This is a genomic window from Aliiroseovarius sp. Z3 (genome assembly GCF_029105185.1).
Classification (GTDB): Bacteria; Pseudomonadota; Alphaproteobacteria; order Rhodobacterales; family Rhodobacteraceae; genus Aliiroseovarius.
On record NZ_JAFMZK010000001.1, the window covers coordinates 349,628 to 373,679 of the forward strand.

Sequence of the window (24,052 nt, forward strand, 5' to 3'; positions counted from 1 at the left end):
CATTTCACGACATGTAACGGCCCGGCACCGGCCAAATCGCTAGGGCCTGTCGGGCAAGAGCAGCGAACTGTCACCGTAGGAAAAGAAGCGATAGCGCTCTGCGATGGCGTGATCATAGACCGCGCGCATCCGATCCACCCCCATCAGCGCCGACACCAACATCATCAGCGTCGATTTAGGCAAGTGGAAATTGGTCATCAGGCCATCGGTCACATTGAACTGAAAACCGGGCGTGATGAAAATATCGGTTTCGCCCTGCCACGGCGCAATTTGGCCCGGACCGGTCGCCGCGCTTTCGATCAGGCGCAGCGCGGTGGTGCCCACAGGAATGATGCGGCCACCGGAGGCGATGGTCGCCTCGATCTCCTGCGCGGCGGTGGTGCTGACCCGCCCCCACTCGGCATGCATCTTGTGCTGCGATATGTCATCGACCTTGACGGGCAGGAAAGTCCCCGCCCCCACATGCAGCGTGACATGGGTCAGCCCGACGCCCATGGATTTGATCTGGTCAAGCAGTCCGTCGTCAAAATGAAGCGATGCTGTGGGCGCTGCGACAGCACCCGAGTGGCGGGCAAACACGGTCTGATAATCTTCGTTATCTTGCGCATCTGCAGCACGCTTCGCGGCGATGTAAGGTGGCAGCGGCATGTTCCCGACCATGGTCAGCGCGGCATCGAACCGGTCGCCTTCAAGGTTGAAACGTATCAGTGCCTGATCTTCATCCCGGCCCAGAAAAGTTGCCGAAAGCGCGTCCGAAAAAACGATGACATCCCCGTCGCGCAGCTTGCGCAGGGGTCTGGCCATCACATGCCATTGCCCTGCCCCGTCTGGCGACAGCAGTGTGACCTCGATCTTCGCCACACCCTCTCCGGCGGCTTGCCCGGCCCGTGTGCGGGTGCCAAACAACCGACCCGGAATGACCTTCGTGTCGTTCAGAACCAGCCGGTCGCCGGGCCGCAGCCAATTGGTCAGATCGCTGACATGGGCATCGGTGATGTGATCGGGCGTCGCCACAAGCATACGGCTTGCGGTGCGCGGCCGCGCCGGGCGCGTCGCGATCAGGTCATCGGGCAGATCAAAGTCAAAATCACTTAGTTTCATGGCGGCGCGTGTAGGGGGCTTCGCGCGCCCCGTCAACGGGTTCCTGACGATCGCTGACCGATCATTCGGCCTGCGGTCGCGGCGGCGGGTTGCGGCGGAAAATGTCGCGGAAAAAGCCCGGTGTGAACAAGGACAGCGGATTAACCCCAACCTTGGGATCGGACGCGGTCCCCTTGAGGGTATAGTTGAAGCCCACCAACCCCTCGCCCTTACGTGCAAAGATGCGCCCGGCCGAATTCACCACGTAGAAGGGTGAGATCACCCCCTGCATGTCCAATTGGCCTGATCCAAGGAAATAGTATCCGTCCATCGAGATACCCATGGAATGCCCTGTCGCGGCCCCCTCATAGATCGTGATCTTGTCCGGGTCCAAACGGAACCGCGCATCCACGTCGGTAAAGGGAATGCCCTGCCCGCCAAGCTGCTGCAACAAGCCGACCACCGAAATGGCCGACAGCAGTTCGGCCATCGCGGGCGCATCATGCACGTCAATATTCTTGATTTTCAGATCACCGTCATACACGCCCTTGCGACCACCGGGGGCGAGGATCAGCTCCATTTCGCCTTTCCTGGCATTTTTCAGGACACCCGCAGCACGCAAAACCCCACCCGCGCTCTTGCTGGTTAACCGAAACGCCGTGCCGTTCGGCTGTGGCGCAGCCGTGCCACGAATGGCGGGACCGCCGCCAATCTGGCCCCGGAAAGTGCCATTCAACCCACCGCCCGTCTGGGTAAAATCGCCGTCGAACCCGGTGATCGTGATCCCTTCCGAGATGATGAGCCGGTCCAGCAGCAACGAGATCGGCACAGGTTCACCACCTGAACCACCACCCTTGCCTGACCCCAAAGTGGTCTTGCGCATATCCACGGTGCCACCCTTGACGGTGACTGAAACCGGTTTTCCTTCCCCACGCCCCGTCAGCGTTACTGGCGCATCCAGCCAACCGCCCAGCGTCACCCGGTCAAACTGCGCGGCGACCAGCCCACCGCCTTCGGCCATGATGACGCTGCCATTTGCATCAAGCCCCGGCGCGCGCAATGAAAGCTCTTCAATCACGGGGACCGATCCCAGCTTGCCCGACAGGCTGAGCGCCCCACTGCTTCCCTTCGATTTGGACCAGCCGAGTGCTGATATGTTCAGGCCGACGCCGTTCAGCGGTGCATCAAGCGTGATGCGCGGGGCCTCGCCGCGCGCAAGGGCAACCTTGTAACTTGCTTCTGTCGAACCGGTCACGCTGTCCGCCGGCAGCCCGATCGAGAACGCCTCAAGGAAGGTCTGATCCAACGTCATGTTGCCGGTGACGGTCGAGCGCCCCGAGCTCGCATCCCCATCGAATGACTGTGCCCATGTCCCGGTGACTGGAACACCCGACAATCTTCCCTGCCCACTGATGCTGATACCATCGGTGTTGACGGTCAGATCGGCGGTGGGCAACTCCAAAGGTCGCCCGTTTACAATCGTGTCGCTTTTGACGGCGCTGAGCGTGCCCGCCAATTGATAGTCGATCGCGCTGCGGGGCGCTTTGCGCTGCATTTCGATGTCGATCCGACCGCCAAGCTCCACCCGCCCGCTGGCCATATCCGGGCCAATCGCCCCCTCAGGGGTGTCGCGGAAAATACGGAATGGTTTGTCGTCCAGCAGATGGAGCGCCGCCGTCAGCGGGCCGCTTACCGACAAGTCCACCCAGGCGGGCACCGGCGGGCGCGGGGCCGTGGGGTCTTCGGGTCGCCGCCCCATCTGGGGGATCACGAAGCTGGTGCCCGCGGCGTCCAGGACACCCGCCACCTTTCCGTTTCGATCCAGCGGACGCAACACCCCGTGATCTGCCGTGACCACCAGACGTCGCCCATCAATCGTGAATTGTCCGCTGGCGTTTTCGATCGGCACCATTTCCTTGACCGCTCGTACGGTCACGCCATCAAACGTCGCGCTCAGTGCGGTATGCGCCGGACGGTCCTGTTCTTTTCGCCACGCCACGTTGACATTGGTGAACCGCCCCTTGGTCACGTTGTCTCGTGCCCAGACGCGGGTGCGTGCGCCATTGGTCAGGGGCCAGAAAGCTGTGACCTGTCCGGGGTTGACCTGATCGGCGGCTGCATCAATAGCCACTGACCACCCGTCAGATCCGACACCAATCCGCGCGCGACCCGTTGCCAGCGCGCCATCATGTGTGATCGCGAATTGCCCCACATCAACCCGGAACGGGTTAAGGTTGAGCCGAAAATCCGCCGATCCTTGCCCCAACAGCAATGGGTTCTCGAATATATCCGGTGGACTGATCCGCGCATGGGTAACATTCAATTGCCCCAGCAATTCGGTCGGCCAGCCGCCCACCCAACCGCGCAAGTAAGAATGCCCATCGGCCTGCACCTCGCCCCAATCCGATTGTAGCGAAGCCTGGGCGAAGTTCATCCGCTCGCGTTCCGGGTCATAATCCAGATAGACCTTGCCGCCATTGAACTTCACGGGCTTGGCCGCAGGATCGGGCGACAGGCTGCCTGCGCCGAACTCCAGCGTTCCCGCCAGACCGGACACCTGTCCAGTATCGTCAATGACCGTCCGCAATGCGCCAGAAATCGGGGCATCCACCAGCCCCAGAAACGTCAAAAGAGGGGTCTGGGCGGCAATGTCACGGGCACGCGCATTCTTGAAGGTCGCCGTCAGGCGCGCCGATGAACTGCCTTTGACCGAACGAAAGCCAAGCACCGTTTCAGCCAGCTCTTCCGTTTGATTGAACACGTCAAAAGACAGCGTCATATCAACAGCTTGATCGGATTGGGTAATGCTTAGCGCGCCGTCGGTCACTTGCCACAACCGCCCGGACCGTGCATCCTCAAGCGTCAGGGTCAGGTTCGTGGCCGAAATGCGTTCGCTGTTGGACAGAATACCGGTCGTGAACACGGCATCGATACGATCCAGAACCGACGCCAGATCACCGCTTGCCCCGATCCCCTGCCCAAGGCTCAAGTCAAATGACCCATCACGACTGCGCCGAATGGTGATCTGCGCCCCGCGCAGCGACAAGGTTGCGGGTTCGACGCGACCAGACAAAACCGGACGCAGAAGCAACGACCCTTCCACCGCGTTCAGCCGCCCGATCTCCAGCCCCGTTTCGTCCTTTACCCCAAGATCCACCAGCCGCAATCGCGGCAGACCAAGTCGGGTTACACCCAGTTCGACCTGTGACAGCGACAACTTTACACGGTTCGTCTGGTTGTTGATCTTCTCTTCGATCCGTTCGGTTGCCCATTTCGGCAGAACAAAAACATGCCCCGTCACCGACATCGACAACAGCGCCAGAAACAGCGTCGCCAAGACGACCAGCAAAAAGGACCAGATGCCGAAATGCCATTTTAGCCTCTTTCGGCGGCGCGCGCGCCGTTCAGGGCAAATCTCGTGTTTTTCCAGTCCTCTCGCTTTGCGTCGGCGCGGAAACCGGGCTGTCGCAGCAAGGGGGGTTGAATCTGTGACCGTGTCAGCGGAACCCACATCTTCCGGCACGTTTTTGTCCGAGGCATCATCGGCGTCGCCTTCATCCGAGACGTTCTTCGTGGCCGTTTCTTCTGGTTCGGCGCCGATGTCCAAACCGACGTCGTCCTCCGACGAACCGTCCTCAGCTTCCAATTCAGATAGGTGGTCTTGCGTGGACGACACATCACCATCGCAGACTGGGCGCGCACCCTTGGCGTCCTCTTGTCCTGTCGGCTTGTCGTCGTTGTCCATGCAGATCGCCCAGATGCCCTTTGGCCGTGCGGCCTCGCGCCTTTCATCCTGATGCGATACGGCATAGAAGGAAAGTTCGGGAAACACTAGCGACTTAGCACAGGGAATGCCAAGCGAATGACGGATAACATGCTGAAGACAGGCGATATTGCGCCGGATTTCACACTGCCCCAGGACGGCGGTGAACCTGTGACTTTGTCCGGGCTCGCCCCGGCGCCGGTGGTGCTGTATTTCTACCCCAAGGACAACACGCCCGGTTGCACCACAGAGGCGCTGGATTTTTCGGCCCTTCTGCCCGAATTTGAGGCGCTTGGCGCGAAGGTGTTCGGTGTGTCAAAAGACAGCCTGAAAAAGCACGAGAACTTCCGCAACAAGCAAGACCTCAGCGTGCCTTTGCTGTCAGATGCCGAAGGTGACGTTTGTGAACGTTACGGTGTCTGGGGCGAGAAGAAGAACTATGGCCGCACCTATATGGGGATCACGCGCACCACATTCCTGATCGGCTCAGACGGCAAGATCGCGCAAATCTGGGGAAAGGTGAAGGTAAAGGGCCACGCGGACGAAGTATTGGCCGCCACCCGTGATCTGGTTCGTTCATGACCGCCCTGTCCCGCCCACTTGCAGAAATGGCTGATGCCGTATTGCGCACCGCAGACGGGCGCGAAAAGACCGCGCTGGCCCGCAAATACGCAACCGAATGGTTTGCAGCACGCGAGGCTGGTGCAATCGTCGCGCCGCTCACCGACCGCGATCAATTCATCGCCGCCGCCACGCCGCCTGATTTCCCCGCCCGTCCTGACCGGCCGGAATTGAAAGACCCGCGTGACGTGCCCCGCCGCCGTCCCGGCAGCCGCGAAGGTCAAATCGCGCTTCTGCACGCCGTTGCGCATATCGAACTGAACGCGGTGGATTTGCATTGGGACATCATTGCGCGTTTCACCGACACACCGATGCCGTTGGGTTTTTATGACGATTGGGTGAAAGCCGCCGACGAAGAGGCAAAGCATTTCAATCTTGTAAGCGACTGTCTTGAGGCGTTGGACAGCCATTACGGCGCGTTGGCCGCCCATGCGGGTATGTGGCGCGCCGCCGAAGATACGGCGGATGATCTTCTGGGGCGGCTTGCCGTCGTCCCCATGGTGCTGGAGGCCCGCGGGCTGGATGTCACACCCGGCATGATCGAGGTGTTTCGCAAAGCCAAGCTGAACGACACCGTGGCGGCGCTTGAAGTGATTTATGCTGAAGAGGTGGGGCACGTCGCCTATGGATCGAAATGGTTTCACTTTCTCTGCGGGCGTCACGAGCTGGACCCGAAAGAGACGTTTCACGGTTTGGTCCGCACCTATTTCCATGGCGCTTTGAAGCCGCCATTCAACGAAGAAAAACGCGCCGAGGCTGGATTGCCGCCAGATTTCTATTGGCCCCTTGCCGAGAAAACAGCGGCACAGTCGCGCGGCACGCCGGATTGATCATTGGTCCCGACACCCGCCGACGTCGGCAGATTCTCGCTCGAAACCACGACAATTGTTAAGCAATTTCAAAATCTCTTGCGTGAATGTGTCGCCCGCGTTAATCACCTCGGGTCTGCGGGGGTCGCCATTAGAAGCTGCATTTCCTACGGACAAGGGATCAAAGGGATGAATTCGGGGCTTCGGACTTGCATATCAGCTTGATGAACAAGGTTAACCACCTACTTGAACGTGCGTTCCCCGAGCAGCGGCTTTTCCTGCGATCCGAGACGGGCACGCGATACATCCGACTGTCTCCGTTGACGCAAGCCCTTGGCTGGACAGGCTCGGCCGCGTTCATTGCATGGTCCATCATCGCCACCGCCGTTCTGTTGATGGATTCCATCGGGTCCGGCAATATGCGCGATCAGGCGCAACGCGACAAACTTCTGTATGAACAACGGCTGCAAACCCTGTCCGAAGAACGCGACGCCCGCGCCGCCGAAGCAGCAGCCGCACAGGAACGGTTTAACCTCGCCCTCAGCGAAATCTCGGAGATGCAGAGCGAGTTGCTGGCATCCGAAGAGCGCCGCAAAGAATTTGAAACTGGCATCGGTGTGATCCAATCCACCTTGCGTCGCACCATGGGCGAACGTGACGATGCCAAGGACAGCCTTGAAACGATGCTGGCCGCTGCGCAGGACGAGCAAACGACAGGTGGGTCAGGTGTTGCCCCGGCCCAAACCGATGCCACACTGGCCTTTCTGACATCAGAGCTGACGCGCACCGCAGCCGAACGCGATCTGGTGGCGCAAAACGCAGTTGAAGCCGAACGGTTTGCACAGGATATGCTTTACGAAGCCCGCCTGCGCGATGAACGCAATGATCAGATCTTCCGCCAGCTTGAAGATGCCGTGACCATCTCGCTGGAGCCGCTGGACAAGATGTTCGCCAAATCCGGCATGTCGGTCGATCACATCCTCGATCAGGTCCGCCGTGGCTATTCCGGTCAGGGTGGCCCGCTGACACCGATGATCCTGTCAACGCGTGGACAAGGCCCGGATCCTGACGCAGAACGCGCCAACAACATCCTGAGCGAGCTGGACAAGATGAACCTGTATCGCATCGCCGCTCAGAAAATGCCGTTCGGAATGCCGGTCAAATCCAACTTCCGGTTTACGTCGGGCTTTGGATCGCGCTGGGGCCGCATGCACAATGGTACGGATTTCGCGGCCCCTATTGGCACCCCTGTCTATGCGCCAGCAGATGGTGTCGTGGTCAGCGCCTCGTGGAGCTCGGGCTATGGACGGCTTATCAAGATCCAACACGAGTTTGGTATCGAAACGCGATATGCCCATCTTTCGCGCATGAACGTGCAAAAAGGACAAAGGGTCTCGCGCGGGGATAGAATTGGTGATATTGGAAACTCCGGGCGGTCGACCGGACCGCATCTTCACTACGAGGTGCGCGTCGGCGGCAAGCCCATCAACCCGATGGTCTATATCAAGGCAGCAAAAGATGTTCTCTAAAAGCAGGATCAATGAACCCGGCCCCAAAGCCGGTGACAAGGAAACCAAAACCGAGGCGAAGACCGACAAGCCCGCATCTTCGGCCCCGGCCGTTCCGCCCGCACCTTCGTCGGCTGCCCCAAAGGTCAAGCCGCCCGCATCCACCCTGTCCTCGGACCTGGTGATCAAGGGCGACATCAAGTCGACCGGCGATATCCTGGTCGAAGGCACCGTCGAAGGCGACATTCGCGCCCACCAGCTGACCATTGGCGAAACCGCCACGGTCAAAGGCGAAGTCATCGGCGATGACGTTGTGATCAATGGCCGCATCATTGGCCGCCTGCGCGGCCTGAAAGTGCGCCTGACCTCGTCGGCGCGTGTGGAAGGCGACATTATCCACAAGACCATTGCCATTGAAAGCGGTGCGCATTTCGAAGGCTCTGTGCAGCGTCAGGATGATCCGCTGGGCGGCGCAAAACCCGCGCCGCAAGCCCCGGCCGCGCCGAAATCCGACAACGGCTGACCCGGTTCACAAACCGGAACGAACAAGGCCGCCCATTGGGCGGCCTTCATGTTTTGGGGCTGTGTTGGTTCAAAGCGCCCCACAACCTGTTCAGGCGTCAAAGCTCATAACGCGCCGGTACAGATGCCAGGTCGCATGTCCCAGAACCGGCAGAACCACGAACAACCCCAGAAAAAACGGCAACATTCCGATCAGCATCAGACCAGAGATGATAACGCCCCAGCTTACCATCGGCAGCAGGTTTTGCAGGACGGACTGGAACGAATAGATCATTGCAGTAATGAAATCCAGTTCACGGTCCAGAAGCAGCGGCAAACTGGTCACGGTCAGCGAGAACAAGCAGAAGGCCAGCACGGTCCCGACCACCGTGCCCACCGTCAGCATCGTGATGCCATTGCGGTTCAACAGTGCATCCTGCCAGTTCGAGGTAATGTTGGTCAGCGGCTCAAGCCCCATGAAGATCGCGAAGACAAGATGCGCGACGAAGACCCAGAACATGAAGATCATGATGATCACCATGGCGATGGACGGAAACTGCCGATCCTTCTGGTTGAACACGACCCCCAACACCTGCGCCCAGTCCAGCGGCTCTCCGGCCTCCAGGCGTCGGCTGACCTCGTACAAACCGACCGCAAGGAACGGGGCAAGCAGCGGAAACCCAAGGGCGACCGGAATGATCCAGTAGCTTTGTTCCAGAACATCCAGCTGAAGGTAAATCACGATCCCCATAATCACGTAGAACCCGGCGAAAAACAGGCCAAAGCCCGGCGCACGCACGAAATCTCGCACCCCTGCCTTCAGCGACGAAACGATATCGTCAAATCCGATGGTTTCGATATTCGGCGGCGCAGAAGCCTCCAAATGAGTTGAATCAGACATATCACCTCCATGCGCCTGTTAATTTTTGTTTTCGCGCGTGGTGAGAGTTTTGCGACTTACACGCAATCCGTCAAGTTTCTGAATGTGTTAATTTCTGTTACCATGCCGAGAGTTAACACCGCGCACCCTCAGAATCCGGGTCATGCAAGCAAAGCCTTTACCAACAAGGCAAAAGTCATACTATTAAGAGGTCCGAACGAAGGAACTTTCTTTATGTCTATTTTCAGAACGCTTACCGCTGCTGGTTTCATCCTTACATTGAGCACAGGCATCACGCTTGGGGCCACTTGCGGCAACAATGCCAGTGGATTTGAAAGCTGGAAGGCTGCGTTTGCCAAAGACGCCAAGGCCGCCGGGGTTGGGCAACGTGGGCTGCAGGCGCTGGCCACCGCAAAATATTCCACCGCGACCATCCGTGCGGATCGCAACCAGAAATCGTTCAAATACTCGTTGTCGAAATTCATGCAGGTGCGCGGGGCTGATACGATTGTGGCGCAGGGGCGCAAGCGCAAGGCGGGCAATCCGGGGTTCTATCAATCGCTGGAAAAGCACTTTGGCGTGCCTGCGGGCGTCCTGTTGGCCATTCATGGGATGGAGACAGGGTTTGGCGGCTTCATGGGGGACACGCCCGTCGTGTCCGCAATCACCACGTTGGCCTATGATTGCCGTAGGCCAAATTTTTTCACGCCTCACGCCATCGGGGCGCTGAAGCTGGTGGACCGTGGAACAATCACTGCCAACACGCGCGGTGCCAAGCACGGCGAGCTGGGGCATACGCAATTCCTGCCGGGCAACGCTTTCAATTACGGCGTGGACGCGTCAGGGGATGGCCGGGTCGACCTTTACAACCTTGCCGACGCACTGGCGTCGACCGCGAATTTTCTGCGCAAGAAGGGTTGGAAGCCCGGCAAAGGCTATCAACAGGGCCAGACCAATTACCGGGTGATCAAGGAATGGAACGCGGCCAGCGTCTATCAGCAGGCCATTGCAATCATGGCCGCGCGGATCGACGGCTGATAACAGCGTTTCGAGATCAAGCTGGATCACAGCTTGATTTCGAAACGCCCACGACATCAATAGGGTCCGACCGTTTCGAAGTATCTTTGTGCATCAACGACAAATCGAAACGCTTTAGTCGTCGGCATTTGCCGCTGATTAGTCGTCGGCATTCGCCGCTTATTAGTCGTCGGCATTCGCCTCGGCGCGCGATTTGCCAGCCACATCCTGCGCCAGAACCGCGGCCATGAACGCGCCCAGATCACCGTCGAGCACCCCCTTGGTGTCCGAGGTTTCATGCCCCGTGCGCAGGTCCTTCACCATCTGATAGGGTTGCAGCACGTAAGACCGGATCTGGTTGCCCCACCCCGCGTCACCCTTGCTTTCATGGGCTTCGTTGATCGCGGCATTGCGGCGATCCAGTTCCATCTGATACAGCCGCGATTTCAGCGCCTTCATGGCAATGTCGCGGTTCTGGTGCTGGGACTTCTCGGAACTCGTGGTCACGATCCCGGTCGGGATGTGGGTGATCCGCACCGCCGAGTCGGTCGTGTTCACGTGCTGCCCGCCCGCGCCCGATGACCGATAGGTGTCGATGCGGATGTCAGACGGGTTCACCTCGATCTCGATATTATCGTCCACCACGGGATAGACCCAGACCGAGCTGAAAGACGTGTGCCGCTTCGCAGCCGAGTCATAGGGCGAAATCCGCACCAGCCGGTGCACGCCGCTTTCCGATTTCAGCCAGCCATAGGCATTGTGCCCCGAAATCTTATAGGCCGCAGATTTTATCCCCGCCTCGTCGCCCGCGCTTTCCGACTGAAGCTCGACCTTATAGCCCTGCTTTTCCGCCCAGCGGACATACATGCGCGCCAGCATTGACGCCCAGTCGCAGCTTTCCGTGCCGCCCGCACCGGCGTTGATTTCCAGAAACGTGTCATTGCTGTCGGCTTCACCGTCCAGCAGCGCCTCCAACTCGGCGGCGGCGGCTTTTTCGACCAGCTTGGCAATCGCGGTTTCGGCATCCGCAACAACCTCGGTGTCTTCTTCCATTTCGCCCAGTTCGATCAGGTCAATATTATCCTGAAGGTCCTGCGCCATAGCCTTGTAACTGTTGACGGAATCCAAAAGCGCCTGACGTTCGCGCATCAGCTTTTGCGCCCTGTCGGGATCGTTCCACAGATCCGGGTCTTCGGTCATCGCGTTGAATTCCTCCAACCGATGTTCCGCCGTGTCCCAACCGATCCGCTGACGCAACAGCGCCAGAGATTTCTCGATTGCGTCAACGTTGTTCTGAGCCTCTGCCCGCATGGGTGCGTCCCTTGTCCGAAAACCTGCCCCCCGCAATATCAACAGGGGCGCGGATGGGCAAGATGATCAGTTGTTGGGTGCGGGTTCGACCATCCAGCTTTCGATTAACTTGCGGACGGCTTGGTCCTGGGCGATCCAGCGCTTCTCATAGTCAACAGACGAGCGAAACTCGTAGTCGACGAGCAGTCTGTCGCTGAACATGTAGCTGATCTTGCAGTAACCAAATCCACTGCAGCGCGCCAATATCGGGTTCCCGACGGGGCTTGTGTAGTGTTCCGGATATTGGATTAGACCTGATGCAAAAGTGCGATCATCATATTCTTCGAACAACTGACCGGTTTTTGATTCGAGGCGTTTGAAGCCGAAGGGAATACCAGCCATTCGATCTTTAAATCTTTCCAGTGTTCTGAATGTCCCTTCTTCCATCGCTTCCCGCGAAATACCTCCGTCGAGTTCTAGCGATCGAACCATTTCCAGGTCACCAGGTTTGAAACCAATGGCACCCTGAAACTTACCTCTCATACCAGACCCGTAAACCTCACCGATTTCCATCGGTTCTTCCTGACACCTCAGGTCCCGCAGCCATATCCCGTTCTCACGCAATTGCGCATTCCATGACGCGGGATTGGGCAAGGCAAACTGCACTTCACCATCGTTGTCGTCGGTAGGTTCATAGACCTGAAGAACCACGTCCAGAGTTTCGCCATAGCAGGCGTTCTTGTCGGTTTCGGCAAGCGCGGCGATGATTGATCCGCCATACAGACCCACCGCGCCGATCATGGCCAATATCGGTTTCATCAAATCACCTCGCACAAACCTCGTGCGATTAGCCTAGGCCGGGCCGTGCCGCTCAATCAATGGTAGATCGGCACAGCGGATGATCGACGCGATCGCCTTACCCCCGCATCGTCACCCCGTCATGGAAGATTTGCAGCTTGGCGGGGTCGGCGGTCAGCTTCACCGTCTGCCCCTTCAAGTTGTCATGGATGCCCGGCACCTTGGCGATCAGGTGGGTCTGGTTGGCGCTGTCCGCCCCCTCGCCCACCGACATTTTCGAGGGGATGTAGAGCAGCGTAACCTCTCCCAGTGCCTCGACGATCTCGACCGTGCCGGTGAAGATCGCCTCGCCCTCGGTTTGCACAAAATCCTCGGGCCGCACGCCAAGGTTCACGACCTTGCCCATATCGGCGTCGGTGGTGGCAATGTCGGTGCGCGCGACGCCGCCCGCGTCCAGCGTCACCTCGGTCCGGGCGCCCGTTGTGGTGATCTTGCCCGGCAGAAGGTTCATGGCGGGCGAGCCGATGAACTGCGCCACGAACTCGGTGCGGGGACGTTCGTAAAGCTCCAACGGGCTGCCCACCTGTGCGATGCCCTTATTGGCTAAGACCACAATCCGGTCGGCCAGCGTCATCGCCTCGACCTGATCATGGGTCACATAGATCATCGTGCTGTCCGGCATCGCCTCTTTCAGCTGCGAAATCTCGATCCGTGTGGCGACACGCAGCGCGGCGTCAAGGTTCGAAAGTGGTTCATCAAACAGGTAAACCTTGGGGTCGCGCACAATGGCTCGCCCGATGGCGACACGCTGACGTTGCCCGCCTGACAGCGCCTTGGGCAGACGGTCCAGATAAGGATCCAGTTGCAACGCCTTGGCCGCTTTGTCGACAGCCGCATCAATCTCGGCTTTCGGTTTCTTGGCGATGTTCAGCGCGAAGGCCATGTTGTCGCGGACCGTCATATGCGGATAAAGCGCATAGGATTGGAACACCATGGCAATGCCGCGCTGGCTGGGTGGGATGTCATTCACCACATCACCATCAATCGTCAACGTGCCATCGGTGATCTTTTCCAGCCCCGCGATCATACGCAGGAGCGTGGACTTGCCACAGCCCGAGGGGCCGACAAACACGATCAACTCGCCCGTCTTGATATCAAGGTTGATATCCCCCAACACATTCACATTGCCGTAGTTTTTCACGACATCCGTCAATTTCAGATCGGCCATTTACTTGTCCCCCTCGGGTTTCATCACCAGCGATTGCCACGCGCCAAGAACAAAGGGCGCGCCGCCTGTCACTGTGAGTTGTTCATCCTCGACCGATTGCCATTGCCCGTTGGGCAAAGTGACAGATTGGTCTGATCCGCCGATATTGAACACACATAGAAGCTGATCGTCCCCGAGCTGACGCAGGAAACGCAACGAGGTTCCTTCGACGTGCATGTCGTCCATCGTGCCCTTGGCCAATGCCGGGTTCATTCGACGCAATGCGATAGAACGGCGGTAATGGTGCAGGAGCGCATGCGTATCCTCCTCGGCCATGGCCACAGCGTGACGCAGGTGTTCGGGCGCGACGGGCAGCCAGGGCCTGGCGGCAGTGGTGAAACCGCCCTGACTGTTTGAAGCCTCCCAAACCATTGGTGTGCGGCACCCATCCCGGCCCTTAAACTCGGGCCAGAATTCTATGCCATAGGGATCTTGCAGATCTTCAAAGGCCAGTTCGGCCTCGGTCAGTCCCAATTCCTCGCCCTGATAAATACAGGCGGACCCGCGCAGACACATCAAAAGCGACACGAACAGTTTTTGCGCTTCTTCGGTCAACTTCCATCGGGTCGCGTGGCGCACGACATCATGGTTGGAATAGGCCCAGCACGCCCAGCCATCCTTTGCCACTTGTGCCACATGATCCATCAGCGCCGCGATACCGGCCGCATCCGGTTGGTCGCCGGACAGCAATTCGAACGCGTAACACATCTGAACCAGATCATCATTGGCGGTATATTCACCCATGATTTCCAACCCGCGTTGGGCATCGCCGACCTCACCGACAGCCGCCGCACAGTAAGGGTCCATCACCGCGCGCAATTTGCGCAGGAAATCCAACGTCTCGGGACGGTTTTTGTCATAGAGGTGCTCTTGATGGTTATAGGGATTAACCGCAGGCGCAATCGAGGTATTGCGCGCATCCGGCGGCAAGGCCGGATTATCACGCAGCTCGGCGTCATGGGTATAAAAGTTGATGGTGTCCAGACGAAAGCCGTCCACGCCACGCTCCAACCAGAACCGCGCCACATCCAGCAATGCGTCTTGAACCGCGGGTTCGTGGAAGTTCAGGTCAGGTTGTGACTCAAGGAAGTTGTGCAGGAAATACTGGCAACGCCGTGCGTCCCACGTCCAGGCCGAGCCACCGAAAATCGACAACCAGTTGTTGGGTGGCGTGCCATCGGGTTTCGCATCGGCCCAGACATACCAATTGGCCTTTTCATTGTCGCGATCTGCGCGGCTTTCACCGAACCATGGATGCTCGTCGGAACTGTGACTCAGCACGAGGTCGATCATGACCTTCAGCCCCTGCCCATGCGCCGACCTTACCAACGTGTCAAAATCTGCCAGCGTGCCGAACATCGGGTCAACATCGCAGTAATCGGCCACGTCATAGCCGAAATCCTTCATCGGCGAGGTGAAAAAAGGTGAGATCCAGATCGCATCGACGCCCAGCGACGCGACATAGGGCAAGCGGCGCGTGATCCCGCGCAGATCCCCGATCCCGTCTCCGTTGTCATCCTGAAAGCTGCGCGGATAGATCTGATAGATCACCGCCCCGCGCCACCAGTCAGCCTGCTTTTCAAGATGGGTCATTTCGCGATTTATGACAGTTGCGTTCATTCCTCAGCCCCCTTTGACCGAGCCAGCCAAAAGGCCGCGCACAAGATAGCGTTGCAGTGAGAAGAAAACGGCGATGGGCACCGCGATGGACACGAAGGCCGACGCGGCTAGGATTTCCCAATCCCCCCCGCGCGATCCCAGAAGGTCGACAATACGGCCTGTCATCACGACTTGATCCTCGCCGGTGCCAAGGAACACCTTGGCCACCAGCAGGTCGTTCCAGACCCACAGGAATTGGAAGATCGCGAAGGACGCCAGCGCCGGAAAGCTGAGCGGCAGGATGATCTTGCGGAAGATTGCGAAATCCGATGCGCCGTCTACGCGGGCGCTTTCGATGATCTCGCCCGGCAGACCCGCCATATAGTTTCGAAGCAGGAACACCGCCAGCGGCAATCCGAACCCTGTATGGGCCAGCCAGATGCCGATATAGCCCTTACCGATCCCGATATTGTTATGCAGTTTCAGAAGCGGGATGAACGCCACCTGCAACGGCACAACCAGCAAGCCCACGATGCCCGCGATCAGAAGCGCACGGCCTGGCATCTCCATCCACGCCAGCGCATAGGCTGCGAAAGCTGCCACAAGGATCGGGATGATCGTCGCGGGGATTGTGACGGTCAGCGTGTTGAGAAGTGCCTTCCCCATCCCTTCGGCAAACAGCACCTCGCGGTAATTGTCCAAGGTGAAGCTCGGTGGGCTTTCGGCGCGCACGAACAGACGCTGGCCGCGACTGCCTGACGGTTGTTCAGCATAGGCGATCCGATAATCCCCATTGGCGCCCACCGTGATCTCGTGCCCGTTGGCATGAACGGCAACCTCACCGGGGGCGAAGGCCTCTGGTGCGCGCGATGTGATACCGAAGGCGGTGACATCGCCCGCGCCGCTGTCAAAGACATTGCCCGATACGACCCAGACCTGCCCCTCTTGAACAGCATTGTCCGGAACATCCGCACGCACGATCACGTTTTGCTCGGAGGCGGACAAAGCCGTCCACCAGCCCGAGGTCGAAATCGCATCGCGATCGCGGAACGAGCTGATCAGCAGCCCGAATGTCGGAATGATCCACAGAAGGACCAGGAATCCGACGGCCAGATTGACCGCCCATGTCAGGCGGGATTTTGTGCCAGCCATTTCCATCAGCGGTTCTCCTTATGTGCGTTCGAGATGTTCCAGATCATCACCGGCGTGACCAGCAGCATGATCACCATCACAATGGCCGATCCGCGCCCGAAATCCGGCGTGCCGCGGAACATCCAGTCATACATGAGATTGGCCAGAACCTGCGTGCCCCATTGGCCGTTGGTCATGGCAAAAACGATGTCGAACACCTTCAGGACAGTGACAGTGATCGTGGTCCAGACCACAGCAATCGTGCCCCAGATTTGTGGTATCTTGATCTTGAAAAAGATCTGCAAAGGTGTCGCCCCGTCCAGATAGGCGGCTTCGATGGTTTCCTCGCTGATACCTTTCAGGGCGGCGGACAGGATGACCATGGCAAACCCGGTCTGAATCCAGATCAGGATGATCATCAGGAATATATTGTTCCAGAACGGCAGCGTGATCCAGGTTTGCGCCGTTCCGCCCATCGCCTCGACCATCGCGTTCAGCAAACCGATCTGTTCACCCTGATTTTCACCGCGATAGTCATAGATGAATTTCCAGATGACCGAAGCGCCCACGAAGCTGATCGCCATCGGCATGAAGATCAGGCTTTGCGCAACTGATCCCCACTTGATGCGGTCTGTCAGGCCAGCCGCAACCAACCCGAAAAAGGTCGAGGCGGCGGGAACGATGACCAACCACAGAAGGTTGTTTCCAAGGCTTTCGCGAAACTTGTCGTCCCCCGCCAGCCAAGTGTAATTGTCAGCGCCCACAAACGTGCCGCGCGCATCGCGCATCGACAGGAAGAAGGTCGAGAACACCGGATAGACAAGGTAAAGGCCCAGCACCAGCAAAGCGGGCAACACAAACAACCATGGCCGGATCGCGTTGGCCTTGTTGATATTGGCCCCTGCATTGGGTCCGCTGGCGGGATACACCCGATCCAGAATAATGTTCGAGAAGTAAAAGTAGGCAACGCAGCCGAAGACACCCACGATGATGGTCGAGACCGCGAAAAGCAGCTGGTCCATAGCCCCCTCCTTCACCGGCTTGCGGTGTGTAAAGTGGTGTGCCCCGGCACCGGTCAGGTGCCGAGGTTGAAGTCACGGATGATTACTTGATCGAATCCCAAGTCGACTGGATGGACGCGGCCACCTCGCCGGCGTCCTTACCGCCTGCGTAATCGACCATGCCCGTCCAGAAGACACCTGTCCCGATTGCGCCCGGCATCAGGTCGGACCCGTCAAAGCGGAACGTATCTGCATTCAGCAGGATGTCGTTCATCTTGGCCACGGTCGGGTCGGTATAGACCTCTGTGTTGACGCCCTTATGCGGGGTCAGGAAGCCTTTCTGCGCCATCCAGATTTCATGCGCGATGGGCGATTTCAGGAATTCCATGAACGCCTGCGCGCCCTTTGAATCGCTGGTGATCCCCCAAACGGTGCCAGCGCCCAGCACCGGTTTGCCCAGATCTTTTTCCGCATAGGCCGGGAAATAGAAGAAATCGGCATCCACGCCCACTTCGGTACCTTCGGGGAAGAAAGTCGGAATGAAGCTGGCCTGGCGGTGCATGTAACATTGCGGCGGCGAGGCAAACAGGCCTTGCGGGCTGTCGCGGAAATCGGTCGTCGCGACCGCACCTGCCCCGCCCGAGACATAGGCGTCATTGCGGGCAAACGCGCCAAACTCTTCGATCGCGGCGACGACCTTGGGATCATCGAAGGGCAGTTCGTTCCTCGTCCACGCGTCATAATCTTCGGGCGTATTGATGCGCAGCATCATATCCTCGACCCAGTCGGTCGCGGGCCAACCGGTCGCACCACCCGACCCCAGACCGATGCACCATGGCACTTCGCCATCTGCCGCGATCTGTTCGGTTAACGCCTTCAACTCCTCCATCGTCTGCGGCACTTCGTATCCCGCATCCTCGAAGTTTTCCGGCACATACCAAACCAGCGATTTTACATCGACCTTGTAAAAGAAACCATAAAGCGCCTCGGTGCCGTCCGCACCGGCATATGTGCCAAGATCGACCCAGCTTTGCCCGGCGGCATAGTTGTCACGCACCCAGTCCGCGGTTTCCGCCGGCAATGGTGCCAGCAGACCCTTCGAGGCCAAATCCGCCGCCAGACCCGGTTGCGGGAAGATCGCAATGTTGGGCGGGCTGCCCGCTTCGGAATCAATGACGATTTGTTGTTCGAAACTGTCTGACCCGGAATATTCCACATCGGCACCGGTGGCATCTTCGAAATAGTGAACGACGCTTTCGATCAACTCTTTATCCGGACCAAGCCACGGCCCAAGGATCGAGACCTTTTCGCCCGACAGGTCCATGGACTTCAGAGCCTCGAAGCTGTCCCAGCTGAACGCCCCTTCACCGGGTGCAAATTTCAGCTCGCCTTCGGCATGCGCCATGCCAGCCGTCAGCGCCAACGCCGCCGCGCTTGCGTACATTACGTGTTTCATTATTCCTCCCACTGGCCCGAACGGACCTCCCAGGTTTTTGAGGTCGATGATCCGACCCCGGCGCCTGTGGCGCCTGGTGAATTCACCAAAACGGCTGAAAGGCAGATTCGCCAGTTTTCCAAACCGCTTTGAATAGCTTAAAATTACGCAGAATTTCCAACCTGTCAACATTTACGTTAGCGCAAACGCTTTTTCGTTGTTATTCTTTATTTTCAACGTTAAATGTAATTCTATCTTTGACGCTGTCACGGCATAAGCATATCTTAGACAGCATTCAAATCGCTTTGGATCACCGCGCGGCCACCATGACACTGAAAGAGCTTTCGAATATTCTGGGCCTATCCCCTACCACCGTCAGCCGGGCGCTGAACGGGTATCCGGAAGTCTCTGAAGCCACCCGCAAACGGGTCGCCGCCGCGGCGCGTGAACATGGCTATGCCCCCAACACACGCGCGCGATCTCTTGCGACGGGACGTGCGATGGCAATCGGTCATGTGATTCCCATCAGCGCGAAGCACGAGATGGTGAACCCGGTCTTTGGCGATTTCATCGCCGGTGCGGGCGAGGTTTATTCCCGCAACGGCTATGACATGCTTCTGTCTGTGGTTCCGGACGATGACGAAGACAGTGCCTATCGCAGCTTCATAACCAAACGGAATGTTGATGGCATCATCCTGCACGCCCCGACCCTGAATGACCCGCGCATCCCGCTTCTGAACTCGTTGGGATTGCCCTATGTCGTGCATGGGCGCAGCTCGGACACCGACGCCTCCTATGCGTGGGTGGATGTGAACAACAAGCGCGCCTTTCAACGCGCCACCGAATTTCTGTTGGACCTCGGGCATCGTCGCATTGCCTTGGTCAACGGGCTTGAGCACATGGATTTCGCAATCCGCCGTCGTGCTGGTTATGAGGCCGCTCTGACCGCGCGCGGGATCACACCCGACGCCGCCTTGATGTTCGCCGGCGAAATGACCGAGGCACAGGGGCACGACCTGACCCGCACCCTTCTGGCCCAGCCCAATGCGCCGACGGCCATTCTTGTCAGCTCCATGATCACCGCGATCGGTGTGCGGCGCGGGATCGAAGAAATGGGGCTTCGCATGGGGCGCGATGTATCGCTGATCACCCATGATGATGAGCTGAGCTATTTTCGAAACGGAGCCGACATACCCGTTTACACGGCCACCCGCTCGTCCGTGCGCGACGCCGGACGCAAGGCCGCACAGATGCTGATCGACATCATGCAACACCGCGATTCACCGCGTGAAATCCTGCTTGAGGCTGACTTGACACTGGGTCTGTCCACCGGTCCCGCCACCCCCTTGCACGCAGGCACCCGCTGACCCCTGCCGTGTCTGCTTAGCTTTTAACAGAGAGAGATCAAGATGCTGCCACATCGCTCTGACTTTCCAGACAATTTCCTGTTTGGAGCCGCAACGTCTGCCTATCAAATCGAAGGCCATGCCAAGGGCGGTGCGGGCCGCACCCATTGGGACGATTTCGCCGCGACGCCCGGCAATGTGGCGGGGGCCGAGAACGGATCCGTCGCCTGTGGCCATCTCGACCGCTGGGCCGAGGATTTGGATCTGGTGCGCGATGCCGGGTTCGACGTTTATCGGTTTTCGACCTCGTGGGCGCGCGTGTTGCCAGAGGGCCGAGGCACCCCCAATACCGAGGGGTTGGATTTCTATGACAAGTTGGTCGACGGGATGCTGGAACGCGGCATCAAGCCCGCCGCCACGCTGTATCATTGGGAGCTGCCCGCGCCCCTGGCCGATTTAGGGGGGTGGCGCAACCGCGACATCGCGGGCTGGTTTGCCGATTTCACCGAGATCATCATGTCCCGCATTGGCGATCGGGTTTGGTCCGCCGCACCGATTAACGAACCGTGGTGTGTGTCGTGGCTCAGCCATTTCGAAGGGCACCACGCCCCCGGCCTGCGTGACATTCGTGCCACCGCCCGCGCCATGCACCACGTGCTGCTGGCGCATGGCCGTGCAACCGAGGTGATGCGCGGATTGGGCATGTCGAACCTTGGCGCGGTGTGCAACATGGAGTACGCAACCCCCGTTGACGATAGCCTCGCCGCGCAAAAGGCCGCGACGGTGCAAGACGCGATCTACAATCGGTTCTTCCTGTCGGGCATCACGAAAGGCACCTATCCGACCGAAGTACTGGAGGGGATCGAACCGCATTTGCCTGCGGGCTGGCAGGATGATTTCGCCACCATCACAACGCCCATCGACTGGATTGGCGTCAACTACTACACCCGCAAGATCTATGGCCCTGCCGATGAGCCTTCCGCCCCCTGGCCCGCGACCCGTGAGCATGACGGTCCCTTGCCCAAAACAGCGATGGGATGGGAGATTTATCCCAACGGGCTTGCCCATTTTCTGCAGATGGTGCCCGATTACACCGGCGATCTTCCCATTTATGTCACCGAGAATGGTATGGCCGGGTTGGTTGAGCGCGACAACGATCCCACGGATGACCCGGATCGCATCGCCTATCTGCGTGACCACATTCACGTGGTGCAGGCGGCCATTGCAAACGGCATGCCGGTAAAAGGCTACTTTACGTGGTCGCTTCTGGACAATTATGAATGGGCTTTGGGCTATGCGCCGCGCTTTGGGCTGGTCCATGTCGATTTCGAAACTCTGAACCGCACACCAAAGGCGTCCTATGACGCACTCAGAAAGGCCCTGACGCGCCCATGACTTCATATTCACTTGTCGCCGATGTTGGCGGCACCAATACCCGCGTCGCCCTTGCCAAAGGCAAAGACCTGCTGACCGACAGCATCGTTAAGCACCGTAACACGGACTACGCCGGGCTTCCGCAACTGCTGTCGGCTTATCTGAAGGGTCAGGACAACCCGGATTGCAAACGGGCGGCTGTGGCCATTGCCGGGCCGGTCAAGGACGGGGCCGGTCGTTTGACCAACCTGAACTGGTACATCGACAAGGATACACTGGCCAGCCTGTCCGGCGCGCAACGCGGTGCGGTGATGAACGATTTGCAGGCGCAGGGCCACGCATTGGGGCATATTGACGAAGCCAATCTGGTGACTCTGAAAAAGGGCGCGGACGAGAACCCGAACGCGGCGATGCTGGTGATTGGCGTGGGCACGGGGTTCAACTGCGCCCCGGTGTTCCAGACCGCCAAGGGCCGCTTCGTGCCGCCGTCAGAGGCCGGGCACCTGACCTTTGCCGCGCGCGGGGCAGACCAATGGGATCTGTCCCGGTTTCTTGAGGCCCAGCTGGGGCATGTCGGGGTCGAGGATATCCTGTCCGGGCGCGGGATGGAGCGATGCTATGCTTGGGCATCCGACCGTGCAGGCGTAGGCAAAACCGCCACCACGTCCGAGGTTTTCACCGCTGCCGACAAGGGCGACCCGGTTGCCATCCGCGCCATCGAGGCCTTCGTCACTGCGCTTGGCAATGTGACGGGCGATCTGGCCCTGACCCTTCTGCCCTTTGGCGGCATCTATCTGATCGGCGGCATGTCCCGCGCTGTCGCCCCATGGTTTGACCGCTGCGGCTTTGACACTGCAATGACCGACAAGGGACGCTTCGGCGATTTCCTGAACGCCTTTTCGGTCCGGCTTGTCGAGGATGATTATGCCGCACTGTCCGGTTGCGCACATTTTCTGGCACGTGCTGACAATCAGTAATAGAAGACCCCCGGTCACAACCAGAAATCGGAGGAAAGCATGAACGGATGGGTCGCGTATTTTCTGGCGTTCCTCGTGTTTTTCCTGACGCATTCCATACCGGTGCGCCCCGCGATGAAATCACGGATCGTCTCGGCGCTGGGGCCACGCGGCTTTACGCTAGCCTATTCGGCCCTGTCTATCGCGGTGCTGGCACTGGTGATCATGGCCGCCGGGCGCGCGCCATTTGTTGGCCTGTGGGACTGGGCCCCGTGGCAAAATCACGTGACACTGACCGTCATGTTTCTGGTCTGCGTGATCGCCGCATTGGCGCTTGGCCGTCCCAATCCCCTGTCCTTCGGCGGATCGAACAATGATCGCTTCGATCCCGATCACCCCGGCCTGATTGGCTGGATGCGCCATCCACTTCTGGTTGCCTTGTTCCTGTGGGCATTCGGGCACATGATCCCGAACGGCAACCTCGCCCATGTGATCCTCTTCGCGGTATTCGCTGGCTTTGCGCTTTTGGGGATGCGGATCATTGACCGTCGTAAAAAGCGCATCATGGGTAACGCGAACTGGGCACGGCTGGCAGACACAAAACGCGACATTACAGTGACCAAGGGCGGACTTATCCGCATCGCCGTTGCCGTGGTCGTTTACGCGCTGCTGTTGTCTCTGCACGGCCCGGTTATCGGGGTGGAGCCTCTGCTCTGACAACCGCGTCACGTGCAATGTCGCGTGGCGTCAACCCGAATTCGGCCCGAAACGCACGGCTGAAGGCGCTCGCGTCGCCATAGCCTGCCCGCAACCCGACCTCGGCAACAGACAAGCCACCGGTGGCCAGCATCCGACGGGCAGCATTCAGGCGCAAACGGCGATAGACCTGTCTGGGTGACGCACCAAAGTGGCGCTCGAATCGCTGCTCAAGATCGCGAAGGCGGCAACCTGACCGGCGCGCCAGCTGTGGGATCGTCAATGGGACTTCGATGTTCGCCTCCATTTCACGCAGGCAGGTCTCGACCCGTCGGTCGCCGCGCACCTGTGTCAGCGCCTGAGGGGTGGCCATGCTGTCGGACATGAACAATTGCGTGATTTCCAGGAGCAGCGCCGCCCCGTGATCCTCTTTGATCAGATCACAGGTCAGCTCATAGGCCGCCATCCCCCCGCTGCACGTCAGGCGATCACCATCCTGCACCCAGCGCGCGCGCTCGACCTTGATCATCGGAAACCGTTCCGAATATGCATCTATAAGGTCATAGTGGATCGCAGCGCGATGCCCGTCCAGAAGTCCGGCCGCCGCCAGCAACCACCCCCCGGAGTCAACCCCCGCCATGATCTGATATCGCGTCGCCAGCACGCGCAACGTCTTTGCATTGGGCAAGGTGGCATGGCTCAGGTAATCATAGCTTGCCACGGCAAACAGAAGATCACCCTGCCCGGCATCGGCCAGCCGTGCCGTGGGCATCACCGGCAACCCGCTGGACGTATGAACAACCCCGTCATTCGGCGTGAAAATCCGCCATTCATAGGCTTTGCGTCCCAACAACATATTGGCGGCGCGCAACGGCTCTAACAAATTGGCAAGCGCAAGGTTTGAAAAGCGGTCGAACAGCAAAAACCCGATGACGCGGGATTTCGTGTCGGATTTTGACCAAATCTGCATAATTTTCAAT

General features: G+C 59.0%; 20 protein-coding genes. 9 read left to right on the top strand and 11 right to left on the bottom strand.

The window, feature by feature from the left end; all coding sequences use genetic code 11:
• Positions 1-39: 39 nt before the first annotated feature.
• Both queA and J3R80_RS01780 read right to left on the bottom strand, forming a co-directional pair.
• A complete protein-coding gene (gene queA / locus J3R80_RS01775; protein WP_275392036.1) occupies positions 40-1,101 on the bottom strand; it encodes a tRNA preQ1(34) S-adenosylmethionine ribosyltransferase-isomerase QueA in 1,062 nt (353 codons plus the stop codon).
• Between the two features lie 61 nt (positions 1,102-1,162).
• On the bottom strand, positions 1,163-4,912 hold the full coding sequence (locus J3R80_RS01780; protein WP_275392037.1) for an AsmA-like C-terminal region-containing protein: 3,750 nt from the start codon (positions 4,910-4,912) through the stop codon (positions 1,163-1,165).
• 30 nt (positions 4,913-4,942) lie between these two features.
• On the opposite strand from J3R80_RS01780, the gene bcp reads away from it, so the two are divergent.
• The 4 genes from bcp to J3R80_RS01800 all read left to right on the top strand — a co-directional run bounded on the left by bcp (position 4,943) and on the right by J3R80_RS01800 (position 8,304).
• Positions 4,943-5,425: a thioredoxin-dependent thiol peroxidase gene (bcp, locus tag J3R80_RS01785; protein WP_275392038.1), complete on the top strand. Its 483-nt coding sequence runs from the start codon at positions 4,943-4,945 to the stop codon at positions 5,423-5,425.
• Positions 5,422-6,294 (top strand): ferritin-like domain-containing protein, encoded by an 873-nt coding sequence (locus J3R80_RS01790; protein ID WP_275392039.1) that lies wholly within the window; start codon positions 5,422-5,424, stop codon positions 6,292-6,294. The genes bcp and J3R80_RS01790 overlap by 4 nt, the downstream gene beginning before the upstream one ends.
• Before the next feature lie 203 nt (positions 6,295-6,497).
• Positions 6,498-7,802 carry a M23 family metallopeptidase gene (locus J3R80_RS01795; protein ID WP_275392040.1) on the top strand — a complete coding sequence of 435 codons (1,305 nt, stop codon included), beginning with the start codon at positions 6,498-6,500 and terminating at the stop codon, positions 7,800-7,802.
• On the top strand, positions 7,792-8,304 hold the full coding sequence (locus J3R80_RS01800) for a polymer-forming cytoskeletal protein (RefSeq protein ID WP_275392041.1): 513 nt from the start codon (positions 7,792-7,794) through the stop codon (positions 8,302-8,304). Before J3R80_RS01795 ends, J3R80_RS01800 begins: the two co-directional genes overlap by 11 nt.
• A gap of 90 nt (positions 8,305-8,394) precedes the next feature.
• On the opposite strand, the gene J3R80_RS01805 is transcribed toward J3R80_RS01800, so the two are convergent.
• Complete coding sequence (locus J3R80_RS01805; protein WP_275392042.1) at positions 8,395-9,183, bottom strand: DUF2189 domain-containing protein; 789 nt, start codon at positions 9,181-9,183, stop codon at positions 8,395-8,397.
• 213 nt (positions 9,184-9,396) lie between these two features.
• Between J3R80_RS01805 and J3R80_RS01810 the strand changes: the two genes are divergently transcribed.
• Positions 9,397-10,200 (top strand): lytic transglycosylase domain-containing protein, encoded by an 804-nt coding sequence (locus J3R80_RS01810; protein WP_275392043.1) that lies wholly within the window; start codon positions 9,397-9,399, stop codon positions 10,198-10,200.
• 162 nt (positions 10,201-10,362) lie between these two features.
• Here the strand turns inward: J3R80_RS01810 and prfB are convergent, their stop codons facing one another.
• From prfB to J3R80_RS01845, 7 genes are all read right to left on the bottom strand, one after another.
• Complete coding sequence (gene prfB, locus J3R80_RS01815; RefSeq protein WP_275392044.1) at positions 10,363-11,490, bottom strand: peptide chain release factor 2; 1,128 nt, start codon at positions 11,488-11,490, stop codon at positions 10,363-10,365.
• A gap of 66 nt (positions 11,491-11,556) precedes the next feature.
• Positions 11,557-12,288, bottom strand: a complete 732-nt coding sequence (locus J3R80_RS01820; RefSeq protein WP_275392045.1) for a hypothetical protein — start codon at positions 12,286-12,288, stop codon at positions 11,557-11,559.
• A gap of 97 nt (positions 12,289-12,385) precedes the next feature.
• Positions 12,386-13,495, bottom strand: coding sequence for a sn-glycerol-3-phosphate ABC transporter ATP-binding protein UgpC (ugpC, locus tag J3R80_RS01825; RefSeq protein WP_275392046.1), 1,110 nt, complete (start codon positions 13,493-13,495; stop codon positions 12,386-12,388).
• Positions 13,496-15,154: an alpha-amylase family glycosyl hydrolase gene (locus J3R80_RS01830; protein ID WP_275392047.1), complete on the bottom strand. Its 1,659-nt coding sequence runs from the start codon at positions 15,152-15,154 to the stop codon at positions 13,496-13,498. It abuts the gene before it with no gap.
• A 3-nt stretch (positions 15,155-15,157) separates the two neighbouring features.
• Positions 15,158-16,294 (bottom strand): carbohydrate ABC transporter permease, encoded by a 1,137-nt coding sequence (locus tag J3R80_RS01835; protein ID WP_275392252.1) that lies wholly within the window; start codon positions 16,292-16,294, stop codon positions 15,158-15,160.
• Positions 16,291-17,286 (bottom strand): sugar ABC transporter permease, encoded by a 996-nt coding sequence (locus tag J3R80_RS01840; RefSeq protein WP_275392048.1) that lies wholly within the window; start codon positions 17,284-17,286, stop codon positions 16,291-16,293. The genes J3R80_RS01835 and J3R80_RS01840 overlap by 4 nt, the downstream gene beginning before the upstream one ends.
• 82 nt (positions 17,287-17,368) lie before the next feature.
• Positions 17,369-18,721, bottom strand: coding sequence for an ABC transporter substrate-binding protein (locus tag J3R80_RS01845; RefSeq protein WP_275392049.1), 1,353 nt, complete (start codon positions 18,719-18,721; stop codon positions 17,369-17,371).
• Between the two features lie 305 nt (positions 18,722-19,026).
• Between J3R80_RS01845 and J3R80_RS01850 the strand changes: the two genes are divergently transcribed.
• The 4 genes from J3R80_RS01850 to J3R80_RS01865 are packed head-to-tail and all read left to right on the top strand — an operon-like array spanning position 19,027 to position 23,093.
• Complete coding sequence (locus J3R80_RS01850; RefSeq protein WP_275392051.1) at positions 19,027-20,067, top strand: substrate-binding domain-containing protein; 1,041 nt, start codon at positions 19,027-19,029, stop codon at positions 20,065-20,067.
• Positions 20,068-20,109: 42 nt separating this feature from the next.
• On the top strand, positions 20,110-21,441 hold the full coding sequence (locus J3R80_RS01855; RefSeq protein ID WP_275392052.1) for a GH1 family beta-glucosidase: 1,332 nt from the start codon (positions 20,110-20,112) through the stop codon (positions 21,439-21,441).
• On the top strand, positions 21,438-22,397 hold the full coding sequence (locus tag J3R80_RS01860; RefSeq protein ID WP_275392053.1) for an ROK family protein: 960 nt from the start codon (positions 21,438-21,440) through the stop codon (positions 22,395-22,397). The genes J3R80_RS01855 and J3R80_RS01860 overlap by 4 nt, the downstream gene beginning before the upstream one ends.
• Positions 22,398-22,436: 39 nt before the next feature.
• The gene (locus J3R80_RS01865) at positions 22,437-23,093 is read left to right on the top strand and encodes an NnrU family protein (protein ID WP_275392054.1); all 657 of its coding nucleotides are present in this window, start codon (positions 22,437-22,439) and stop codon (positions 23,091-23,093) included.
• Here the strand turns inward: J3R80_RS01865 and J3R80_RS01870 are convergent.
• Positions 23,068-24,042: a helix-turn-helix domain-containing protein gene (locus J3R80_RS01870; RefSeq protein ID WP_275392055.1), complete on the bottom strand. Its 975-nt coding sequence runs from the start codon at positions 24,040-24,042 to the stop codon at positions 23,068-23,070. The two genes, J3R80_RS01865 and J3R80_RS01870, sit on opposite strands and share 26 nt — an antisense overlap.
• Between the last annotated feature and the right edge of the window lie 10 nt (positions 24,043-24,052).

Bases quoted from the DNA above. Each gene is read 5' to 3' on its own strand.
- J3R80_RS01810 (WP_275392043.1), top strand. From the start codon at position 9,397: ATGTCTATTTTCAGAACGCTTACCGCTGCTGGTTTCATCCTTACATTG.
- queA (WP_275392036.1), bottom strand. From the start codon at position 1,101: ATGAAACTAAGTGATTTTGACTTTGATCTGCCCGATGACCTGATCGCG.
- bcp (WP_275392038.1), top strand. From the start codon at position 4,943: ATGACGGATAACATGCTGAAGACAGGCGATATTGCGCCGGATTTCACA.
- J3R80_RS01870 (WP_275392055.1), bottom strand. From the start codon at position 24,042: ATGCAGATTTGGTCAAAATCCGACACGAAATCCCGCGTCATCGGGTTT.
- J3R80_RS01790 (WP_275392039.1), top strand. From the start codon at position 5,422: ATGACCGCCCTGTCCCGCCCACTTGCAGAAATGGCTGATGCCGTATTG.
- J3R80_RS01850 (WP_275392051.1), top strand. From the start codon at position 19,027: ATGACACTGAAAGAGCTTTCGAATATTCTGGGCCTATCCCCTACCACC.
- J3R80_RS01845 (WP_275392049.1), bottom strand. From the start codon at position 18,721: ATGAAACACGTAATGTACGCAAGCGCGGCGGCGTTGGCGCTGACGGCT.
- ugpC (WP_275392046.1), bottom strand. From the start codon at position 13,495: ATGGCCGATCTGAAATTGACGGATGTCGTGAAAAACTACGGCAATGTG.
- J3R80_RS01855 (WP_275392052.1), top strand. From the start codon at position 20,110: ATGCTGCCACATCGCTCTGACTTTCCAGACAATTTCCTGTTTGGAGCC.
- J3R80_RS01805 (WP_275392042.1), bottom strand. From the start codon at position 9,183: ATGTCTGATTCAACTCATTTGGAGGCTTCTGCGCCGCCGAATATCGAA.
- J3R80_RS01820 (WP_275392045.1), bottom strand. From the start codon at position 12,288: ATGAAACCGATATTGGCCATGATCGGCGCGGTGGGTCTGTATGGCGGA.
- J3R80_RS01795 (WP_275392040.1), top strand. From the start codon at position 6,498: ATGAACAAGGTTAACCACCTACTTGAACGTGCGTTCCCCGAGCAGCGG.
- J3R80_RS01800 (WP_275392041.1), top strand. From the start codon at position 7,792: ATGTTCTCTAAAAGCAGGATCAATGAACCCGGCCCCAAAGCCGGTGAC.
- J3R80_RS01865 (WP_275392054.1), top strand. From the start codon at position 22,437: ATGAACGGATGGGTCGCGTATTTTCTGGCGTTCCTCGTGTTTTTCCTG.
- J3R80_RS01860 (WP_275392053.1), top strand. From the start codon at position 21,438: ATGACTTCATATTCACTTGTCGCCGATGTTGGCGGCACCAATACCCGC.
- prfB (WP_275392044.1), bottom strand. From the start codon at position 11,490: ATGCGGGCAGAGGCTCAGAACAACGTTGACGCAATCGAGAAATCTCTG.
- J3R80_RS01830 (WP_275392047.1), bottom strand. From the start codon at position 15,154: ATGAACGCAACTGTCATAAATCGCGAAATGACCCATCTTGAAAAGCAG.
- J3R80_RS01840 (WP_275392048.1), bottom strand. From the start codon at position 17,286: ATGGACCAGCTGCTTTTCGCGGTCTCGACCATCATCGTGGGTGTCTTC.